The sequence below is a fragment of the Frigoribacterium sp. AC512 genome (genome assembly GCF_979258295.1).
The window spans coordinates 2,042,306-2,061,360 of the sequence record NZ_OZ409850.1 but is presented as its reverse complement, the minus strand read 5'-3'; the positions used below and the strand labels follow the sequence as shown (position 1 = coordinate 2,061,360).

Genomic DNA, 19,055 nt, shown 5'->3' with positions numbered 1-19,055 from the left:
GGCCAGGACTACCGTCGACCACCCGCACCCCGACGACCCCGTCGCAGACCGTCTGAGGAGACCCATGAGCAAGCTCGACCCCACCATCTCTCGCATCGCCGTCGTGACGGGAGGCAGCGCGGGGCTCGGCCGGGCCGTGGTCCGCGAGCTCGCCGACCGCGGCTGGGACGTCGCCGTGCTCGCGCGCGGCCAGGAGGGGCTGGACGGCGCCGTCGCCGACGTCCGGGCGGCCGGTCGCCGCGCCCTGGGCGTCCCCACCGACGTCGCCGACCGCGAGCAGGTCGAGGCGGCGGCGACGCGCGTCGAGGACGAGCTCGGCGACATCGGCCTCTGGGTCAACTGCGCCATGGTCGGGGTGTTCGGCGAGTTCCTCGAGACCGACCCCGACGACTTCGAGCGTGCCACCCAGGTGAACTACTTCGGCTTCGTCAACGGCACCCGCGCGGCGCTGTCGCGCATGACGCCACGCGACAAGGGCCACGTGATCCAGGTGGGCTCGGCTCTCGCGCACCGGGGAATCCCGCTGCAGGCTGCCTACTGCGCCTCGAAGCACGCCGTCCAGGGGTTCACCGAGTCGGTGACGACCGAGCTGATCCACAACGAGAGCCACGTCGTCATCTCGACCGTCGACATGCCGGCCCTCAACACGATCCAGTTCAACTGGGTCCGGTCTCGTCTTCCCGAGCACCCGAAGCCGGTGCCGCCGATCTTCCAGCCCGAGGTGGGCGCGCGTGCCATCGCCGACGTGGCCGACAAGCCGCGTCGCCGCTCGTGGATCGGCGAGCCGACCGTCATGACGGTGCTCGGCAACCGCTTCGTGGCCAACTGGCTCGACGTGTACCTCGCCAAGACCGGCTACAGCGGCCAGCAGGCGCCCGAGAAGTCCGAGCCCATGTGGCCGGACAACCTCTACAGCCCCGTCGCAGGCGACCACGGCGCCCACGGCATCTTCGACGACCAGGCCCGCTCGACCAGCCCCCAGGTCTGGTACACCCGCAACCGCGGCGTCAGCTACGCGCTCGCCGCGGCGGGGGCCCTCGGCGCGGGCGCCGCCGTGGTGCGGGCCCTCGCCGGCAGCCGGCGCCGCCCGTGACGGCCGACTTCGACGCCGTCGTCGTCGGCGCGGGCCCGAACGGCCTCTCGGCCGCAGTCGTGCTCGCGAGGGCAGGACTGCGCGTCCAGCTGCTCGAGCGCGCCGACACGATCGGCGGCGGCACCCGCACCGCCGAGCTGACCCTGCCGGGGTTCCGCCACGACATCTGCTCCGCGGTGCACCCGATGGCGATGGCCTCCGGCTTCTTCCGGCGGTGGGGGCTGCAGCAGCGGGTCGAGATGATCGTGCCCGAGGTCTCGTACGGGCACCCGCTCGACGGCGGCACCGCGGGCGTCGCCTACCGCGACCTCGAGCGGACCGCCGACGGCCTCGGCGTCGACGGCCCCACCTGGCACCGGATGTTCTCCCGGCTCGTCGACCTCGAGCCCGAGCTCTCGCAGTTCACCCTGTCGCCGATCCTCCAGGTGCCGCGCCACCTCGGCACCACGGTCGAGTTCGGCCTGCGGATCCTGCACCAGGCGGGCCCGTGGTGGGACGCCGGTCTCCGCACCGAGGAGGCCCGCGCACTGCTGGCGGGCGTCATGGCCCACGCCATCCGCCCGATGCCGAGCCTCAGCGCGTCGGCCGCCGGCCTTGCCCTCGCGGTGCACGGGCACGGCTACGGGTGGGCGGTGCCGCGCGGCGGCAGCCAGGCGATCGCGGACGCGCTCGCCGCCGACCTGGTCGCGCACGGCGGGGTGATCGAGACCGGCGTCGAGGTGACCAGCCTGCGTCAGCTCGACGCGTCCGTCCGGCTGCTCGACGTGACCCCGAAACAGCTGATCGCGATCGCCGGCGACGAGATGCCGGCCGGGTACCGACGCCGGCTGGAGCGGTTCCGGTACGGGGGAGGCGCCTCCAAGGTGGACTTCGCCCTCAGCGGTCCCGTGCCGTGGCAGGCCGAGGAGCTGCGGCGCACGCCGACCGTGCACCTCGGCGGCGACCGGGCGGCCGTGGCCCGCGCCGAGCACGACGTCGCCCGAGGCGTGCACCCCGCCGAGCCGTTCGTGCTCGCGGTGCAGGCGGGCGTCGTCGACGACACCCGCGCGCCCGCCGGGCAGCACGCCCTGTGGACCTACGCGCACGTGCCGAACGGCAGCACCGTCGACATGACCGAGGCGGTCACGCAGCAGATCGAGCGGTTCGCGCCCGGCTTCCGCGACCTCGTCCTCGCCTCCCGCGCCCACACGGCGTCCGACCTCGAGGAGCACGACCCGAACTACGTCGGCGGCGACATCGCGTCGGGGGCCCCGACGATGCGGCAGCTGATCGCGCGACCCGTGGTGTCGACCGACCCGTGGCGCACCCCGGTCGCGGGGACGTACCTCGCGTCGTCGTCCGTGCCGCCGGGCCCCTCGGTGCACGGCATGGGCGGCGCCTACGCCGCCCTGAGCGCCCTGCGCCACGAGTTCGGCATCGACCACCTGCCCCGGCTGGGGCCCGACGGAGGGACGACGACGTGAGTCGCGACCAGAGGTTCTTCGAGGCGTCGCCGCACGAGGTCTTCGACGTGCTGAGCGACGGGTGGCTGTTCCCGAGCTGGGTGGTGGGCGCCTCCCGCATCCGCGACGTCGAGTCCACCTGGCCGGCCGTCGGGGCGCGGATCCACCACTCGTTCGGCGTCTGGCCGCTCGTGCTCGACGACACGACGAGCGTGCTCGAGTGGCACCCGCCGCACCGGGCCGTCTTCCGGGCCCGCGGCTGGCCGTTCGGCGAGGCGCAGGTCGCCCTGACCGTGCACGACCGCGCGGGCGGCTGCCTCGTCGTGATGGAGGAGGAGGCGGTCACCGGGCCGGGCGCGCTCGTCCCCGACGCCGTGCTCGACCCCGCCCTGGGCATCCGCAACCGCGAGACGCTGCGACGGCTCGCGTGGCTGGCCGAGGGACGGCTGCGCGACCGGGTCTCGCCGAGCTGACCCGCGCCTCCCGGACCCCGGCCGCCTGCCGTCGTCGTCGTCGCTAGAGCGGGGACGTCTCGCCGGCGTGCGGCGCTCGCAGCTGCCGCAGGGCTGGCGCGTGCAGCGGCGTCGTCTCCCACCGGACGTCGGCGGCGCCTCCGTCGAGCACCAGGTGCAGGCGGTGGGGCGTCTCGACGAACACCACGTCCACGTGCAGCGCCGCGCCCCGGCGGCCCGCGGTGACCGCGAGCGTGTCGGTGACGGTCCAGGCGCCGAGGACGACCTCGGCGTCGAGCACGTCATCGCCCTCGTGCAGCAGCACGCGCCACGACGACCTCTCGTCCGCCAGCTCGACGGAAGTCAACGACGGCTGCTCGCTCGACGACGTCGGCACGAAGGAGGCGGCACGCAGCTCGGCAGCGCCGGCGTCGTCCTCGAGGGGCGCCAGCCCGAGCGCGGCCGTGCGGCGGGCCAGCGCGTCGTCGGCGGCAGCGTCGCCCGCGCCCTCGAAGGCCGGCAGGAGGTGCTGCCAGGCGAGGTCGAGGACGGCCTGCATGTCGACGGTCTGGCCGGTGAGCGCGAGCACGACGTCGTGCTCGGGCAGCACGACGCAGAACTGGCCGTAGGCGCCGTCCCCGCGCCAGCCGTGCCGGGCCATCCAGAACTGGAAGCCGTAGCCCTGGCTCCAGTCCGCGTTCGCCTCGTCGGGGTTCGCGACCTGCACCCGGGTCGCCTCGTCGACGTAGGAGGCGGGGAGCAGCTGCCTGCCCTGCCACACGCCCCGCTGCAGCCACAGCTGCCCGAGCAGCGCCACGGCCTCGGTCTGCGCGTGCAGGCCGCTGAAGCCGATCTCGCGGCCGCTGTCGTCGCGCTGCCAGCTGGCCTGCCCGATGCCGAGGGGCTCGAACAGCCGCGGACGCAGGTACTCGGTGAGCGACAGCCCGGAGGCGCGCTGCACGATCGCCGCCACCGCGTAGGTGCAGGGCTGGTTGTAGGCGAAGACCGAGCCGGGGTCGGCCTCCGGCGGCGTGAGGAGGAACCCGCGGACGAGGTCGGCCGGGTCGGCCTCGAGCGCGCGGCCGAGAGCCTCGGCCCGGTGTCCGCTCGACATCGCGAGCACGTCGCGGACGCGCATCGATCGGCTGCGCGGGTCGGTCACGTCGGCGTCGAGCTCGGGGAAGTGGCTGAGCACGGTGTCGTCGAGGCCGAGGAGGCCCTCGTCGACCGCGAAGGCGACGGCGGTCGAGGTGAAGCTCTTGCTCAGCGAGTAGAGCAGGTGGACACGGTCGGCCGAGTACGGGGCCCACCAGCCCTGCGTCACCACGGAGCCGTGACGCACCAGCACGATGCTGTGCGGCTCGACGCCGGGCGTGGACTCGAGCCCGTCGAGGAAGGCCTCGACGCCGGCGGCGTCGATCCCCTCGGCGGACGGCGTGCTGGTGGGCAGAGCGTCGACGGTCATGCCGTCGAGGCTAGCGCCGGCCGGGCGGATCCGGTCGGCGAGCCAGCGGCGGCGGCTGATCGGGCCGGCCCGGCCCGGCCCGGCTCAGCGGTCGGCGAGCTCGTCCCGCACCTTGCGGCGCAGCACCTTGCCGATCAGCGACTTCGGCAGCTCGTCGACGACGACGATGCGGCGGGGCACCTTGTAGGGCGTGAGGTGCTGGCGGGCGAAGGCGCGCAGCGCCTGCACGTCGACCTCGGCGCCCGGGTGCAGGACGATCGCGGCCGCGACCTGCTCGCCGCCGGGGAAGGCAGGCCGACCGCAGCGGCCTCGGCCACTCCCTCGTGACGCAGCAGCACCTCCTCGACCTCGGACGGGCTCACGTTGAAGCCGCCGGTGATGATGAGCTCCTTGATGCGATCGACGATCCGGACGAAGCCGTCCGGGTCGATGGTGACGATGTCGCCGGTGCGGAACCAGTCGCCGTCGACGAAGACCTCGCTCGACTCCTGCGGCTTCCGGTAGTAGCCGCTGAAGACCTGGGGGCCGCGCACGATCAGCTCGCCGCTCTCGCCGGCGGGCACGTCGACGGTGGGGTTCTCGGGGTCCACGACCCGCACCTCCGTGCTCGACAGCGGCAGGCCGACGGTGCCGGCGCGGCGGGTCGGGCCGACCGGGTTGGCCATCAGCACGGGCGAGCACTCGGAGAGGCCGTAGCCCTCGACGAGCCAGCCGCCCGACTGCTCCTCCCACGGCTCGACGACCTCGGCCGACAGGGGCATGGCGCCCGAGATGGCCACCTCGACGCCCTTCAGCGAGACCCCGGCGTCGTCGGCGGCCTTCCGGAGGCGCGTGTAGATGGGCGGGACCGCCGGGAGGAAGGTCGGGGGGCGCTTCTTCATCACCTTGAGCACGAGGGCCGGGTCGAAGGCCGGGAACAGCACCAGGCGGGCGCCCATGCTCATCGCGAAGGTGAGGCAGAGCGTCAGGCCGTAGGCGTGGAACATGGGCAGCACGGCGTACACGGTGCAGTCGCCCCGTGTGATGGTGGGCACCCAGGCCCGGGACTGCGCCGCGTTCGAGAGCAGGTTCGCGTGGGTCAGCTGGGCGCCCTTGGGGGTGCCGGTGGTGCCGCTCGTGTACTGGATGACCGCGAGGTCGGTCGTGTCGGGCTTCGGGTGACGTGCCTTGATGCGCGACGACCCGACGACCTTCTCCCACGGGACGGTGCCCCGCACGGTCGTGGTCAGGCGGTCGCGCGACTCGCGGGCCTTCTTGATCGGCAGACGCAGGGCGGTGCGGGTCGCGAGGGGCATGCCGCGGGTCACGTCGATCGACACGATCGAGTCGACGGCGACGTCGGACGGGAAGTCCTGCAGGGTCTCGACGACCTTGTCCCACGCGATCGCGACCTTCGCGCCGTGGTCCTCGAACTGGTGCCGCAGCTCACGCGGCGTGTAGAGCGGGTTGTGCTCGACGACGATCGCGCCGAGGCGCAGCACCGCGTAGAACGCCACGACGTGCTGGGGGCTGTTCGGCAGGACCAGGGCGACGGTGTCGCCGTGACGGACGCCGAGCTTGCGCAGGCCCTCGGCCGCGCGCGAGATCTGGTCCACGAGCTCGGCGTACGTGGTGGTGAGGCCGAAGAACTCGAGCGCGACGGCCTTGGGGTACTCGGCGGCCGTGCCCTCGACGATGTCGAGGAGGGAGCCCGTGACGGGCTCGATGTCGTGGGGGACGCCGGGAGCGTAGGAGGCCAGCCAGGGACGAGCGGTGTCGATGGTCACGCGCCCCACTCTAGGCCGAGATGCGCACCCTCCGAGCTGGCTGTGCGCGCGTCGGGGAGGCCGGGCGTTCAGTGGAGCGGCGCTCCCGACAGCGCGACACCACACGACGAGAGGAACACCGTGAGCAAGGTCTGGTTCATCACCGGCGCATCGAAGGGCTTCGGCCGTGAGTGGGCCGAGGCTGCCCTGGAGCGCGGCGACAGCGTCGCGGGCACGGCCCGGAAGCTCGAGGCCGTCGACGCGCTCGTCGAGCAGTACCCCGACACCTTCCTGCCGATCCAGCTCGACGTGACCGACCGCGCCGCCGACGTCGCGGCCGTGCAGCAGGCGGCCGATCACTTCGGTCGCCTCGACGTCGTCGTCAACAACGCCGGCTACGGCCACTTCGGCATGGTCGAGGAGATCACCGAGGAGGAGGCGCGCGGCCAGCTCGAGACCAACCTCTTCGGCGCCCTCTGGGTCACGCAGGCGGCGCTGCCGATCATGCGCGAGCAGGGCTCCGGCCACATCGTGCAGGTCTCGAGCATCGGCGGCATCAGCGCCTTCCCGACGGTCGGCATCTACCACGCGTCGAAGTGGGCGCTCGAGGGCATCAGCCAGTCGCTCTCGCAGGAGGTCGCCGGCTTCGGCATCTCGGTCACGCTCGTCGAGCCCGGCGGCTTCTCGACCGACTGGTCGGGCCCGTCCGCCTCGCGGAGCGACGAGAACGAGGCGTACGCCGAGGTGCGCGAGGCCGCGTCGAAGCGCCCCTCGGCCGCCGACCCCGGCGACCCCACGGCCACCCGTACGGCGATCCTCAAGGTCGTCGACGCCGACGAGCCGCCGCTCCGCGTCTTCTTCGGCAAGGCGCCCCTGGGCATCGCCAAGAAGGACTACGAGTCGCGTCTCGCGCTCTGGGAGGAGTGGCAGCCCGTCGCCGAGGAGGCGCACGGCAACTGACGCCTGCCTGCCTGTTCTGCCCGCGCCTCCTCGTCTCGACACCGGGACGAGGAGGCGCGGTGCGTCCCGGCAGGACGGCCGGACCGCTTCGACCGCCTCGACTGCCTCGACGTCGAGACTCCCGGGCTCGCCGGGGGCAGGCGCCCAGCCTCTGCGGCGCATGATCGGAGGATGCCCGCCCTGACCGAGCCGCTCCGCGCCCGCCTGCAGTACACCTTCAACGGCCAGTACACGGGCACGCCCGAGTGGGTCACCGACCTCGCGAAGGGCGACGACGAGGGCTTCTTCGCGCCGGGGTCGGCGGTCTGGGCCGTGCACGGCTCGAACACCGCCATCCTCGCCGGTGTGCGCGCCCTGCTCGTGCAGGCGCTGCACCCGGGGGCGCTCGCCGGGGTGCACGACCACTCGCGGTTCCGCGAGGACCCGCTCGGCCGTCTCGCCGGCACGATCCGCTGGATCTACACCGTCACCTACGGCAGCCAGGAGGCGGCGACCCACGCCTCCCAGTGGGTCAGCCGCCTGCACACGAAGGTCGTCGGCAGCTACGACGACCGGCACGGCGTCTCGCACGACTACGCGGCGAACGACCCCGAGCTGCTCAGCTGGGTGCACATGGCCTTCGCGGACTCGTTCCTCGCCGCGTACCTGGCCTGGGGCGAGGGCGAGGTGCCCGGCGGGCCCGACGCGTACGTGCGCGAGTGGGCGACCGCCGGCGAGCTGATGGGCGTCGTCGACCCGCCGCGCTCGGTCGCCGAGATGCAGGAGCAGCTGAGGGACTTCGACCGCCGCGGGATCCTCGAGCGGACGGCCCGGACCGAGGAGGTGGTGGGCTTCATCAAGCGGCCGCCGCTGTTCCCGGTGCTGCGCGTCGGCTATCCGGTGCTGTTCAACGGTGCCGTGGGCACCCTGCCGCCGCGGTTCCGCGAGCTGCTCGGCCTGCGCGCGCCGCACGTCGGGCCGGTCGACCTGCCGACCACCCGGCCCGCGGGCGTGATGCTCGGGGCGATCGGCCGCGTGCTCGGCGACAAGCCGGTGGCCGAGGAGCACTCGCTGGCGCGGCTCGAGCGGCTGCGGGGCGCCCAGGCGTAGCCGCCGTCTCCCACGTTCGCGGGGTTTTGCCCGCAAATGCCGACCGCGAGCGTCGCTCCGGGCTTGCAACGGGTGGAAATGCAGGCATTGCGGGGGCTGCGGTCGGCATTTGCGGGGCGCGGGCCGCGGGCCGCGGGCCGGGTGCGGGCGCCGGCACAGGTGCCGGAGGGGGGAGCGCGGGAGGATGGGCCGGTGACCGATCCTGCTGACGCCGCCGCGCCTCCTGCGACCCGGCGGGCGGGAGGGCTGCGCTGGCTGCGCGACCTCGTCGTGATCGTGCTCGTCGCGCTGCTGGTGTCGTGGGGCGTCAGGACCTTCCTCGTGAGGTCGTTCTCCATCCCGTCGGCGTCGATGGAGCAGACCCTGCTGATCGGCGACCGCATCCTGGTGAACGAGCTCGTGCCCGGCGTCATGGACCTGCACCGCGGCGACGTCGTCGTCTTCGAGGACCCGGGCGGCTGGCTGGCCGCGGGCGAGGGCGACGACCTCGTCAAGCGCGTGATCGGGCTGCCCGGCGACACCGTCTCGTGCTGTGACGCCCAGGGGCGCCTGGTCGTGAACGGCGAGCCGCTCGACGAGCCGTACCTGGACGTGCCCGAGGGCGACCCGGCATCGCAGACGCCGTTCGACGTCACCGTGCCCGACGGCGCGCTCTGGGTGATGGGCGACAACCGCGAGCGCTCGGCGGACTCACGGTCGCACGTGACCGGCCCCTACGAGGGCTTCGTGCCGCTCGACCACGTCGTCGGCCGCGCGACGGTCGTCTTCTGGCCGCTCGGCCGCTGGGCGGTGCTGTAGGCCGAGGAGGCGGACGAACCGACGCGAAGACGACGAACCGATGCGGAACACCACGTCGCTTCGTCGCTCTCACGTCGGGACGCGCCCGGTCGAACGGTCGCCAGCGGCCGTGAGCTCGACGGCCGCCGGTCAGCGGCCGGCGATGAGGGCGTCGCGGACCTCGCGACGGAGCACCTTGCCGATCAGCGACCGGGGCAGCTCGTCGACCACGACGACGCGTCGCGGCACCTTGTAGGCGGCGAGCTGCTCGCGGCAGTGGTCGCGCACCTCCTCGGGGTCGACCGTGCTGCCGGGCTCGACGACGATCGCGGCGACGACGTCCTCGCCGCCGCCGTCGCGGGGCAGGCCGACGACCGCGGCCTCGGCCACGCCGGCGACGCCGCGCACCGCCTCCTCCACCTCGGAGGGGGCGACGTTGAAGCCGCCGGTGACGATCAGCTCCTTGATGCGGTCGACGATGGTGACGTAGCCGTCGGCGCTCATGCTGACGATGTCGCCGGTGCGGAACCAGCCGCCGGGCAGGAACGCCTCGGCCGTCTCGTCGGGGCGGTTCCAGTAGCCGCGGAACACCTGCGGTCCGCGGAGGATCAGCTCGCCTGCGGCGCCCGGCGTGACGGGGCGCTCGGGGTCGGGGTCGTCGCGGTCGACGACGCGCGCCTCGGTCGAGGGGAACGGCACCCCCACGGTGCCCGGGCGACGGGTCGGCCCCATCGGGTTGCCGAGGGCGACCGGAGACGTCTCGGTGAGGCCGAAGCCCTCGACGAGCATGCCGCCCGTGACCCGCTCCCAGGCGGTCACGGTCGAGAGGGGCAGGTTCATCGCGCCCGAGATGGCGAAGCGGGCGCTGCGGAGGTCGACGCCGCGCTGCTCGGCGGCCTCGGCGAGGCGCTGGTAGATCGGCGGGACCGCGGGCAGGAAGGTCGGCGGGTGCTTGGCCGCGGCCTTCAGCACGAGGTCGACGTCGAACTTGGGGAACAGCACGAGACGCGCGCCGATGCGCATCGCGAAGGTGAGGCAGAGCGTCAGGCCGTAGGCGTGGAAGAAGGGCAGCACGCCGTAGACCGTCTCCTCGCCCTCGACGACGCCCTGCACCCAGGCGCGGCCCTGCTCGGCGTTGCTGCGCAGCGACCGGTGGGTCAGCACGGCGCCCTTCGGCGAGCCGGTCGTGCCGCTCGTGTACTGCAGCAGGGCGACGTCGTCGAGGGCAGGGCGCGGGTGGCGCCTCTTCAAGGGCCGACCCGAGACGAGGTCGGGCCAGCTGACGTCGCCGACGGCGCGGGCGGTGAGCGCCTCGCGGGACTTGCGGGCGGCCGGGATCGGCAGCTTGAGGGCGAGCCGGGTGCGGAGCGGCATGCCGCGGGTCACGTCGACCGAGACGACCGTGTCGAAGCGGAGGTCGCCGGGCAGCTCGCGGAGGCGCCCGACGAGCTTGTCCCAGGCGATCGCGACCTTCGCTCCGTGGTCCTCGAAGAGGTGGCGCAGCTCGCGGTCGGTGTAGAGCGGGTTGTGCTCGACGACGACCGCGCCGAGACGCAGGGTCGCGTAGAAGGCAACCACGTGCTGCGGGCTGTTCGGCAGCAGGATGGCCACCCGGTCGCCTGCGGTGACGCCGAGCTTGCGGAGGCCCTCGGCGGCCCGGTCGATCTCGTCGCCGAGGTCGCGATAACGGGTCTCGCGCCCGAAGAACTCCAGGGCGACCCGGCCTCGGTGTGCCGCGACGGCGTCGTCGATCAGGTCGACGAGCGTGCCCGTGACGGGCTCGATGTCGGCGGGGACGCCCGGGGCGTAGCTGTGCAGCCAGGGGCGGGCGTCGGACTCGGCGTCGGCGGTCATGCGGACATCGAACCATCCCGAGGTCCGGGCGACCTGCGAGGGTGCCCGCTCGGCCTGTCCCGCATCAGCGAGCGGGGGCAGCCCCGTCAGCGAGCGGGGGCGGCCCCGTCGTCGAGCGGGCGCCCTGTGTCAGCGGGCGTCGCGACCCGTCAGCGCGAGCAGGCGGACGAGCAGCGGGGCGTCGTCGTCGACCGGCACGGGCGAGGCGAAGAGGCCCGATGCCTCGAGGGCGTCCCGCTGCGGCTCGAAGACCGACCAGACGGCGGCGACGAGGTCGTCGTCCAGCTCTTCGTCCGAGCCGATGGCGCGGGCGAGGTCCCACGCGTGGATGGTGACGTCGGCGACCTGCTCGGCGAGGTACTCGTGCACGGGCACGACGTCCGAGCTGAGCCGCACCGAGGCCTCGGGGTCCGCCTCGCGCCACGCCTCGGCCGCGGCGCGCGACGACCGGTGCCAGGCGTCGACGAGGTCGTCGCCGAGCGGCTCGACCGAGGCCTGCGCCTCGCTCGGGTCGCCGCCCTCGAGCAGGACGGGCACCCACTGCTGCTCTCGGGTCACGTGGCGCACGAGGTCGCGCACGGCCCACTCGGTGTCGGGCGTCGGGGCGTCCCAGTCGGTGACCGCCTCGACGCGGCGCGCGAACTCGGCGTGCGCCCGGTGCTGCAGGGTGATCCAGTCGTGCGTCATGCGGGTCCTCCTCGGAGCAGATGTGACGGTGACAACGCAGGAGGCGCGCGAGCCTTCCCGACGGACGACACCGTCCGAGGACGCCCGTGACACCGGAGGTCCGCCGTCAGCGTACCTACCGGGCGCCCCGGCGTGTCCTCTAGTGTCGGGTGCATGACCTCCCTGCTCGAGCTGCTGGTGCGCGTCCTCGCGCCGCTCGAGCTCGCGCTCGCGACCGGCCTCGCCGTCGGCCACGCCGGGTCGCTGCCCGCGGGGGTCGTCGTCGGCCTCGTCGGCGCCGCCGCGGTGCTGGCGATCGTGGTCGTCGCCCGCGCGGTGCTGGCGCTCGCGGGGCTGGGCGCGGCCGTGCCGGGTCCGGTGCTGACCGAGGCGGCCGACGTGCGCCTCCTCGTCTTCGCCCGCGACCCCGACTCCGACGGACACGTGCGCGCACGGGCGCCGGGGCGGCTCCTCCCGGCCGTCTAGCCGCGCCCGCGGCGCCCGACGGCCAGAAGCGACCTCTTCCCTTCTGCCGTGAGGACCACCATGGACCTGTCCGCCTTCCCGCCCCTCGCCGTCGTCCTCGACGGCCTGCACACCGTCGTCGTCGCGCTGAGCGACCTCGTCGAGCCGATCGCCGGCGCCTCGTCGTCCGCGCTGGCCGTCGTGCTCCTGACCCTGGCCGTCCGCGTCCTGCTGGTGCCCGTGGGGGTGTCGCAGGTGCGGGCGGAGATCGGCCGTCGCCGCCTGGCGCCCGCCCTCGCCGACCTGCGTCGGCGGATCCGCGACCCCCAGGCGCTGCAGCGCGCGACGGCGGCGCTCTATACGTCGGAGAAGGTCTCGCCGTTGGCGGGCTGCCTGCCGACGCTCGCCCAGGCGCCGGTGCTCACGGCGGTCTGGTCGCTGTTCTCGCACCCCGTGATCGCCGGGCACGCCAACGCCCTGCTCGGGCACGTCCTGGCCGGGGCGGCGCTCGGCGCCTCGCTGGTGGGCTCGGTCGGTGCTGTCGTCGGCGGCGTCGCGGCGGGTGCCGTCTGGCCCTTCGTGGTGCTGCTGGTCGTGCTCGCGCTCGTCGTCGAGCTGCGACGACGGGCCGATCTCCGGGCAGCCGGCCCGCTCGTGGCGGCGCCCGGGCAGGAGGCGCTGCCCGGCCTCGCCACGGTCGCGCGCGTGCTGCCCTTCGTCACCGTCGTCGTCGCGGCGTCCGTCCCGCTCGCCGCTGCCCTGTACATGGTGACGAGCGCGGCGTGGACGCTGGGGGAGCGGGCGCTGCTCCGCCGGGTGCTGGCCTAGGAGGCACCGGCACGCGGAGGCCCCGGCGCGACGAAGCGCCGGCGCGAGGAAGCGCGGCCCACGACGGAGGGCCCGCCCCTGCGACTGCAGGTGCGGGCCCTCCGGGGACGCGGGCGACGTGCGCTCGCGACGGGTGCGACTACGGCGCGAGGACGAACTGGATCTCGAGCGTGACGGTGACGTCGTTGCCGAGGGTGAAGCCGCCGGCCTCGAGGGCCGCGTTCCAGGTCACGCCGAACTCGGTGCGGTCGATCTTGGTGGTCGCCGAGAAGCCGAGCTTGGTCTGGCCGTAGCCGTCGACGACGAGGCCGCCGAGCTCGCTCTTCAGGGTGACGGGCTTGGTCACGCCGCGGAGGGTCAGGTCGCCGTGCACGAGGAACGCGTCGTCGCCCTTCTCCTCGATGCTGGTCGAGACGAAGGTCATCTTCGGGTGCTCCTCGGCGAGGAAGAAGTCGCCGGTCTGGAGGTGGCCGTCGCGGTCCTTCTGGTTCGTGTTGACCGAGGCCACGTCGATGGACGCGGTGACCTTGCTGGCGGTGTGGTCCTCGGCGGTGACGAGCGAGGCGTCGAACGACTCGAACGAGCCCTTGACCTTGCTGATGGCGAGGTGGCGGACGCTGAACGAGACCTCGCTGTGCGTGGGGTCGAGGGTCCAGGTGCCGGCGGGGATCTTCTCTGCAGTGATGGCCATGGTGTTCTCCTGCTGTTCTGTGGGCTTCGTGGTGAGTCGTGCGGTGAGATCTGGATCGGTGACGTGTCACCGAAGGTCGGTACGAGTATATGCAAGCGCATCCTCCCGCGCGACATTCCCGATCTCCGGCACGAGATCGGGAACGTCGTCGCCGGGGTCGCGCCCGCGGGGCGGGCGGCTCAGGCCGGGCGCTGGGCGGGCGAGACCGTCTTGGCGGGGTCGCGCTCCGCGAGGTCGCCGAGCGCCTCGTCGATCTTCGTCATGACCTCGGCGGGCAACGTCACGCCGGCCGCCTTCACGTTGTCGGCGACCTGCTCGGGGCGTGAGGCCCCGATGATGGCGGAGGCGACGTTGTCGTTCTGCAGCACCCACGCGATGGCGAGCTGGGCCATCGAGAGCCCCAGGTCGGCGGCGATCGGCTCGAGGGCGGCGACGCCGGTCAGGACCTCGTCGGTGAGGAAGCGCTTGATGGTGTTCGCGCCGCCCTTCTCGTCGGTCGCGCGGCTGCCGGCGGGCAGCTCGGCGCCCGGCTTGTACTTGCCGGTCAGGACGCCCTGCGCGACGGGGGACCAGACGATCTGGCTCAGGCCGTGCTGCTTGCTCGCGGGGACGACCTCCTGCTCGATGACCCGCCACAGCATCGAGTACTGCGGCTGGTTCGAGATGAGCTGCACGCCGAGCTTCTCTGCGAGCGCGTGGCCGGCGCGGATCTGCTCCGCGTTCCACTCGCTGACGCCGATGTAGAGCGCCTTGCCCTGGCGGACGACGTCGGCGAAGGCCTGCATCGTCTCCTCGAGCGGGGTCTCGCTGTCGTAGCGGTGCGCCTGGTACAGGTCGACGTAGTCGGTGCCCAGCCGTGTCAGCGAGCCGTCGATCGACTCCAGGATGTGCTTGCGGCTGAGGCCCGTGTCGTTGTGGCCTGCGGGGCCGGTCGGCCAGTAGACCTTCGTGAAGATCTCGAGCGACTCGCGGCGCTCGCCGGCGAGCGCCGCTCCGAGCACCGTCTCGGCGCCCGTGTTCGCGTAGGCGTCGGCGGTGTCGAAGGTCGAGATGCCCGCGTCGAGGGCGGCGCGGACGCACTGCGTCGCGACGTCGTTCTCGACCTGCGACGCGTGCGTCAGCCAGTTGCCGTAGGTGATCTCAGAGATCTTGAGACCGCTGTGTCCGAGGTATCTGAATTCCATGGGCTCACGCTACGCGCGTCCCGGGCGCGAGGCGAGCGAGACCCGGGACGGCGATGTGAACAGCGCGTGACGTCAACCTGGCAACCAGCACACAAGGGCGTACCCCGGGCAAACCCCCTTACGGGGGGCCCCCGAATCGGTGTCATGCCCGACGCCACCGCCCTCGACGAGAGGGTGACCACCCGACCGGCCGACGCTCCCGGCGTCGCCCCTGCCGCCGCCTCCTCGGCGATGTCTTCCGTGCCCGCCCGCGCCGCCGTCTCGGTGCGCGTGGCGAGCCGCCTCCGCGAGCTCGCGACCTTCGGCCTCGTCGGCGGCATCGCCTTCGTCGTCGACGTGGGCGTCTACAACCTGCTGCGTGTCACGCTGCTCGACGACAAGCCGATCGGCGCGAAGGTGATCTCCGTGATCATCGCGACCGCCGTCGCGTGGCTCGGCAACCGCTACCTCACGTTCCGTGCCGACCGCGGCCGTGCCGTGCTCAAGGAGGCCGTCGTCTTCGGCCTCGTGAACGTCGGGGGGCTGGCCATCGCCTCCCTGTGCCTCTTCGTGTCGCACTACGTGCTCGGCCACACCAGCCAGCTCGCGGACAACATCGCGGCGAACGGCGTGGGGCTCGTGCTCGGCACGGCGTTCCGCTACGTCGCCTACCGCTGGTTCGTCTTCGCGCCGGCCACGGCCGACGCCCGCTGACCGCACCACCCGCACCGCGCACCACCCGAACCGCGCACCATCGGCACCACCCCGCTCGCGGCACCCGACCGTCGCGATCCGGAGACCACCGACCACCCCTGACCCGACAGGAGAACGACCGTGTCGACTGACCCGACGCACCCCGTGCACTCCCTGCTCGCCGCCGGCGAGCCACAGCCCCTGCTGACGCCGCAGGCACCCACGAGCCCTGACCAGTTCGTGCCCAACCGCGGTGCCACGTCCGGCGCGGGGGAGGCCCTCTCGGGCTTCTCGCTGCCCGACTGGAGCCCCTTCGAGTGGATCGGCTACTCGTCGCTCGTCCTCGTGTCGCTGCTGCTGACCGCGGTGGCCGTCTCGACGCTGTGGTGGATGCTGCACGCCTGGCGCTCGAAGGACAACCTCGAGGGCAGCCAGTTCAGCTCCGACCCCCTCGACGCGCGCCACTCGTTCACCCTGCTGGTCCCCGGACGGCACGAGGAGGAGGTCATGGGCCAGACCCTCGACCGCCTCGCGCTGCAGGACCACCCCGACTTCGAGATCATCGCGATCGTCGGCCACGACGACCCGGGCACCGAGCGCGTCGCCCGTGAGGCCGCGGCACGCCACCCCGACCTGATCCGCGTGGTGGTCGACTCGAGCGTCCCCAAGAACAAGCCCAAGGCGCTCAACCTCGCGCTGCAGACCTCGCGCGGCGAGATCGTCGGCGTGTTCGACGCCGAGGACGAGGTGCACCCGCGCCTCCTGACGCTCGTCGACTCGCGCTTCAGCGAGACCGACGCGGACGTGGTCCAGGGCGGCGTGCAGCTGATGAACTTCCAGACGAGCTGGTGGAGCCTCCGCAACGTGCTCGAGTACTACTTCTGGTTCCGCTCGCGCCTGCACTTCCACGCCAAGGAGAAGTTCATCCCCCTCGGCGGCAACACCGTCTTCGTCCGCAAGGACTGGCTCGACTGGTCCGAGGGCTGGGACGCCGAGTGCCTCGCGGAGGACTGCGAGCTGGGCGTCCGCCTGTCGAGCGCCGGCGCGAAGGTCGTCGTCGCCTACAGCCCCGAGGTCGTCACCCGCGAGGAGACCCCCGGCACGTTCGTGTCGCTGCTGAAGCAGCGCACCCGCTGGAACCAGGGCTTCATGCAGGTCTACGGCAAGGGCGAGTGGAAGAAGCTGCCGCGCCTGCGCCAGCGCCTCATGGCCCGCTACCTGCTGACCATGCCGTTCATCCAGGCAGCCACCGGCCTGCTCATCCCGATCTCCGTGATCCTCATCTTCACGATCAAGGTGCCGACGGCCATCGCGCTCGTCTCGTTCATCCCGCTGGCGCCGACCCTGGTGCTGCTGGCCGTCGAGTTCACGGGCCTCCGGGAGTTCGGCCGCACCTACGGCCAGAAGGTCCGGGCCCGCGACTACTTCCGCCTGATCTGGGGCCTCATCCCCTACCAGATCTTCCTCGCCCTCGCCGCCGTGCGAGCCGTCTTCCGTCAGATCCGGGGCATGAACGCCTGGGAGAAGACGGAGCACACGGGAGCCCACCGCCCCGCCGAGACCCCAGCCCCGCAGGAGGCGCCCCGCGCGTCCCAGCAGGAGCCCGCCCTCGCCATGACCGGAGGTGACCGATGACCAGCACGCTGAACCGCCCGACGGCGGTCGACGACCGCATCGCCACGGCGCCGCGTCGTCCCGGCACGCCCGTGCAGCCTGCCCCCGCACGCTCGCCGGGGTGGCTCCGCCGCCACGGCGCCAGCCTCGTCTGGCTGCTGCCCCTGATGGCGATCGCAGCCGTCGTGCAGGCCTTCAACATGGCCGGCTCGCCGCAGCGGATCGACGACGAGGGCACGTACACGGCCCAGGCCTGGGCCGTCCAGAACCTCGGAGAGCTCGCCCACTACACCTACTGGTACGACCACCCCCCGGTGGGCTGGCTGCAGATCTCGGCCTACACGGCCCTGACCGGTGCCTTCGACCGCTACGACGTCGCGGTGCTGGCCGGCCGCGAGGCGATGCTCGCCTTCACCGTCGTCGCGGTCGCCCTGCTCTGGCTGCTCGCCCGCAAGCTCGGCCTCAGCCGCCCCGCCGCGGCCGTCGCCGGCCTCGTGTTCGCCGTGTCGCCGCTGGCCCTCCAGTTCCACCGGACGGTCTACCTCGACAACGTGGCCACGCCGTGGCTGCTCGCCGCGTTCGTCTTCGCCCTCAGCAAGCGCTACCAGCTCGCCGGCTTCGCGGCCGCCTCCGTCTCGTTCGGCATCGCGGTGCTCTCGAAGGAGACGTACCTGCTCGCCCTGCCGTTCCTGGCCTGGATGATGTGGCGCGGCGCCGACAAGTCGACCCGTCGCTACACGCTCTCGATCGCGGGCAGCCTGCTCGTGCTCGTCGGGCTCGGCTACGTCGCGCTCGCCGCCGTCAAGGGAGAGCTGCTGCCGGGCGCCGGCCGGGTCAGCCTGCTCGAGGGCATCCAGTTCCAGCTCGCGACCCGTGAGGCGAGCGGCTCGGTGTTCGACACCGGCAGCCTCTTCTTCGCAACGGTCTCGCAGTGGTGGCAGCTCGACCAGGTGCTGATCGTGGTCGGCACCCTCGCCTCCGTCGTCGGCCTCTTCATGAAGCGGGTCCGTCCGGTCGCCGTGATGATGGTCTTCCTGATCGCCTTCATGTTCCGTCCCGGTGGCTACCTGCCGGTGCCGTACGTGATCATGCTGCTGCCGTTCGCGGCGCTGCTGATCGCCGCGGTCACGGACGCCGCCGTGAAGTCGGTGCGGGCGCGCCGGGCCGGCGCCGTGTCGACGGCCGCGGTCCGCACGGGGTCCGTCACGTGGATCGCGCTCACCGTCGCCGCCGTGGTGGCGCTGGTGCCCCTCTGGGCCGTTCAGCTGCGCGGCTTCCTCGACTCCGACCTCGACGCGCCGATGCGCAACGCCGAGACCTGGGTCGAGACCAACGTCCCGAAGGACAGCCGCCTCCTCGTCGACGACGCGGTGTGGGTCGACCTGGTCCGTGCCGGCTTCGCCCGGGACAACGTGATCTGGTTCTACAAGATCGACACCGACGGCGCCGTCCAGGCGCAGTCGCCGAACGGCTGGCGCGACTCGGACTACCTCTTCGAGACCGAGTCGGTCCGGACCTCGGGAGCAGGGTCGCCCGACGTGCGCTCGGCGCTCGAGAGCTCGACCGTCGTGGCCTCCTTCGGCGACGGCGACCAGCAGGTCAACGTCCGCCGGATCGACAGCGACGGCGCCGCCGAGGCGCAGCGCTCCGCGGACGCCGCCGCCGCCGCGCGGTCCGCCGCCGGTGCCGAGCTCGCCCAGAACCCGGACCTGCAGGTGTCGGCCACGTTCGACCAGGCCCTCCGCGACGGCCGCCTCGACCCGCGTGCCCTCATCGTGCTCGGCCAGCTCGCGGCCGTGGCGCCGATCTCGGTCGCCGACCCCGCAGCCCTGCCGGGCGAGCAGGAGTCCGTGTTCCGGCAGTTCGACGTCACGCCGCAGGGCGGCGAGACCGTCGCGCAGCTCGACACGCTCCTCCGGGGCCTCGGCGACACCTACGAGCCGGCCTCGATCGAGCCGCAGGGAGACGGCCTCCGCATCACGTTCTCCGCGGTCGCCCCGTCGGGCGTCCTGTCCGACTGACCACCGCGTCGGGGGTCGTGCACACGACCCCCGACAC

The 19,055-nt window shown here is 73.0% G+C and carries 16 protein-coding genes and 1 pseudogene; 11 read left to right on the top strand and 6 right to left on the bottom strand.

All coding sequences use genetic code 11. The features are described 5' to 3' along the window. Positions 1-64: 64 nt before the first annotated feature. The 3 genes from ACZZ97_RS09360 to ACZZ97_RS09350 are packed head-to-tail and all read left to right on the top strand — an operon-like array spanning position 65 to position 3,008. The gene (locus ACZZ97_RS09360; RefSeq protein WP_463472973.1) at positions 65-1,093 is read left to right on the top strand and encodes an SDR family oxidoreductase; all 1,029 of its coding nucleotides are present in this window, start codon (positions 65-67) and stop codon (positions 1,091-1,093) included. Continuing rightward, positions 1,090-2,556: a phytoene desaturase family protein gene (locus ACZZ97_RS09355; protein ID WP_463472972.1), complete on the top strand. Its 1,467-nt coding sequence runs from the start codon at positions 1,090-1,092 to the stop codon at positions 2,554-2,556. The genes ACZZ97_RS09360 and ACZZ97_RS09355 overlap by 4 nt, the downstream gene beginning before the upstream one ends. Continuing rightward, positions 2,553-3,008 carry an SRPBCC family protein gene (locus ACZZ97_RS09350; RefSeq protein WP_314104433.1) on the top strand — a complete coding sequence of 152 codons (456 nt, stop codon included), beginning with the start codon at positions 2,553-2,555 and terminating at the stop codon, positions 3,006-3,008. The genes ACZZ97_RS09355 and ACZZ97_RS09350 overlap by 4 nt, the downstream gene beginning before the upstream one ends. 43 nt (positions 3,009-3,051) lie before the next feature. Here the strand turns inward: ACZZ97_RS09350 and ACZZ97_RS09345 are convergent, their stop codons facing one another. Then, positions 3,052-4,452 carry a serine hydrolase domain-containing protein gene (locus ACZZ97_RS09345; RefSeq protein WP_463472971.1) on the bottom strand — a complete coding sequence of 467 codons (1,401 nt, stop codon included), beginning with the start codon at positions 4,450-4,452 and terminating at the stop codon, positions 3,052-3,054. An 84-nt stretch (positions 4,453-4,536) separates the two neighbouring features. Continuing rightward, a pseudogene (locus ACZZ97_RS09340) lies at positions 4,537-6,218 on the bottom strand (long-chain-fatty-acid--CoA ligase). Positions 6,219-6,338: 120 nt separating this feature from the next. On the opposite strand from ACZZ97_RS09340, the gene ACZZ97_RS09335 reads away from it, so the two are divergent. The 3 genes from ACZZ97_RS09335 (at position 6,339) to lepB (ending at position 9,044) form a co-directional block, all read left to right on the top strand. Further along, the gene (locus ACZZ97_RS09335) at positions 6,339-7,157 is read left to right on the top strand and encodes an SDR family oxidoreductase (protein ID WP_463472970.1); all 819 of its coding nucleotides are present in this window, start codon (positions 6,339-6,341) and stop codon (positions 7,155-7,157) included. A 171-nt stretch (positions 7,158-7,328) separates the two neighbouring features. Continuing rightward, the gene (locus tag ACZZ97_RS09330; protein ID WP_314103058.1) at positions 7,329-8,246 is read left to right on the top strand and encodes an oxygenase MpaB family protein; all 918 of its coding nucleotides are present in this window, start codon (positions 7,329-7,331) and stop codon (positions 8,244-8,246) included. 192 nt (positions 8,247-8,438) lie between these two features. Further along, entirely contained in the window at positions 8,439-9,044 is a 606-nt protein-coding gene (gene lepB / locus ACZZ97_RS09325) for a signal peptidase I (protein WP_463472969.1), read from the top strand. A 129-nt stretch (positions 9,045-9,173) separates the two neighbouring features. Here the strand turns inward: lepB and ACZZ97_RS09320 are convergent, their stop codons facing one another. After that, positions 9,174-10,877, bottom strand: a complete 1,704-nt coding sequence (locus ACZZ97_RS09320) for a long-chain-fatty-acid--CoA ligase (RefSeq protein ID WP_463472968.1) — start codon at positions 10,875-10,877, stop codon at positions 9,174-9,176. Positions 10,878-11,006: 129 nt separating this feature from the next. Then, positions 11,007-11,564 carry a TIGR03086 family metal-binding protein gene (locus ACZZ97_RS09315; RefSeq protein WP_314103061.1) on the bottom strand — a complete coding sequence of 186 codons (558 nt, stop codon included), beginning with the start codon at positions 11,562-11,564 and terminating at the stop codon, positions 11,007-11,009. Positions 11,565-11,717: 153 nt separating this feature from the next. On the opposite strand from ACZZ97_RS09315, the gene ACZZ97_RS09310 reads away from it, so the two are divergent. After that, positions 11,718-12,029: a DUF6412 domain-containing protein gene (locus ACZZ97_RS09310; protein ID WP_463472967.1), complete on the top strand. Its 312-nt coding sequence runs from the start codon at positions 11,718-11,720 to the stop codon at positions 12,027-12,029. Between the two features lie 48 nt (positions 12,030-12,077). Beyond that, complete coding sequence (locus tag ACZZ97_RS09305; RefSeq protein ID WP_463472966.1) at positions 12,078-12,836, top strand: YidC/Oxa1 family membrane protein insertase; 759 nt, start codon at positions 12,078-12,080, stop codon at positions 12,834-12,836. 139 nt (positions 12,837-12,975) lie between these two features. Here the strand turns inward: ACZZ97_RS09305 and ACZZ97_RS09300 are convergent, their stop codons facing one another. Continuing rightward, positions 12,976-13,527 carry a YceI family protein gene (locus tag ACZZ97_RS09300; RefSeq protein WP_192041204.1) on the bottom strand — a complete coding sequence of 184 codons (552 nt, stop codon included), beginning with the start codon at positions 13,525-13,527 and terminating at the stop codon, positions 12,976-12,978. Positions 13,528-13,706: 179 nt separating this feature from the next. Further along, positions 13,707-14,711 (bottom strand): aldo/keto reductase family protein, encoded by a 1,005-nt coding sequence (locus tag ACZZ97_RS09295; protein ID WP_463472965.1) that lies wholly within the window; start codon positions 14,709-14,711, stop codon positions 13,707-13,709. Between the two features lie 144 nt (positions 14,712-14,855). Between ACZZ97_RS09295 and ACZZ97_RS09290 the strand changes: the two genes are divergently transcribed. The 3 genes from ACZZ97_RS09290 (at position 14,856) to ACZZ97_RS09280 (ending at position 19,018) form a co-directional block, all read left to right on the top strand. Further along, a complete protein-coding gene (locus ACZZ97_RS09290) occupies positions 14,856-15,404 on the top strand; it encodes a GtrA family protein (RefSeq protein ID WP_463472964.1) in 549 nt (182 codons plus the stop codon). A gap of 120 nt (positions 15,405-15,524) precedes the next feature. Continuing rightward, positions 15,525-17,018 (top strand): glycosyltransferase, encoded by a 1,494-nt coding sequence (locus tag ACZZ97_RS09285; RefSeq protein WP_314102893.1) that lies wholly within the window; start codon positions 15,525-15,527, stop codon positions 17,016-17,018. After that, complete coding sequence (locus ACZZ97_RS09280) at positions 17,015-19,018, top strand: hypothetical protein (RefSeq protein WP_314102890.1); 2,004 nt, start codon at positions 17,015-17,017, stop codon at positions 19,016-19,018. Before ACZZ97_RS09285 ends, ACZZ97_RS09280 begins: the two co-directional genes overlap by 4 nt. Positions 19,019-19,055: the final 37 nt, after the last annotated feature.

What these genes read in the sequence shown, in the direction of transcription:
- ACZZ97_RS09330 (WP_314103058.1), top strand. Translation starts at nt 7,329, where the DNA reads ATGCCCGCCCTGACCGAGCCGCTCCGCGCCCGCCTGCAGTACACCTTC.
- ACZZ97_RS09300 (WP_192041204.1), bottom strand. Translation starts at nt 13,527, where the DNA reads ATGGCCATCACTGCAGAGAAGATCCCCGCCGGCACCTGGACCCTCGAC.
- ACZZ97_RS09290 (WP_463472964.1), top strand. Translation starts at nt 14,856, where the DNA reads ATGCCCGACGCCACCGCCCTCGACGAGAGGGTGACCACCCGACCGGCC.
- ACZZ97_RS09280 (WP_314102890.1), top strand. Translation starts at nt 17,015, where the DNA reads ATGACCAGCACGCTGAACCGCCCGACGGCGGTCGACGACCGCATCGCC.
- ACZZ97_RS09360 (WP_463472973.1), top strand. Translation starts at nt 65, where the DNA reads ATGAGCAAGCTCGACCCCACCATCTCTCGCATCGCCGTCGTGACGGGA.
- ACZZ97_RS09295 (WP_463472965.1), bottom strand. Translation starts at nt 14,711, where the DNA reads ATGGAATTCAGATACCTCGGACACAGCGGTCTCAAGATCTCTGAGATC.
- ACZZ97_RS09315 (WP_314103061.1), bottom strand. Translation starts at nt 11,564, where the DNA reads ATGACGCACGACTGGATCACCCTGCAGCACCGGGCGCACGCCGAGTTC.
- ACZZ97_RS09320 (WP_463472968.1), bottom strand. Translation starts at nt 10,877, where the DNA reads ATGACCGCCGACGCCGAGTCCGACGCCCGCCCCTGGCTGCACAGCTAC.
- ACZZ97_RS09310 (WP_463472967.1), top strand. Translation starts at nt 11,718, where the DNA reads ATGACCTCCCTGCTCGAGCTGCTGGTGCGCGTCCTCGCGCCGCTCGAG.
- ACZZ97_RS09345 (WP_463472971.1), bottom strand. Translation starts at nt 4,452, where the DNA reads ATGACCGTCGACGCTCTGCCCACCAGCACGCCGTCCGCCGAGGGGATC.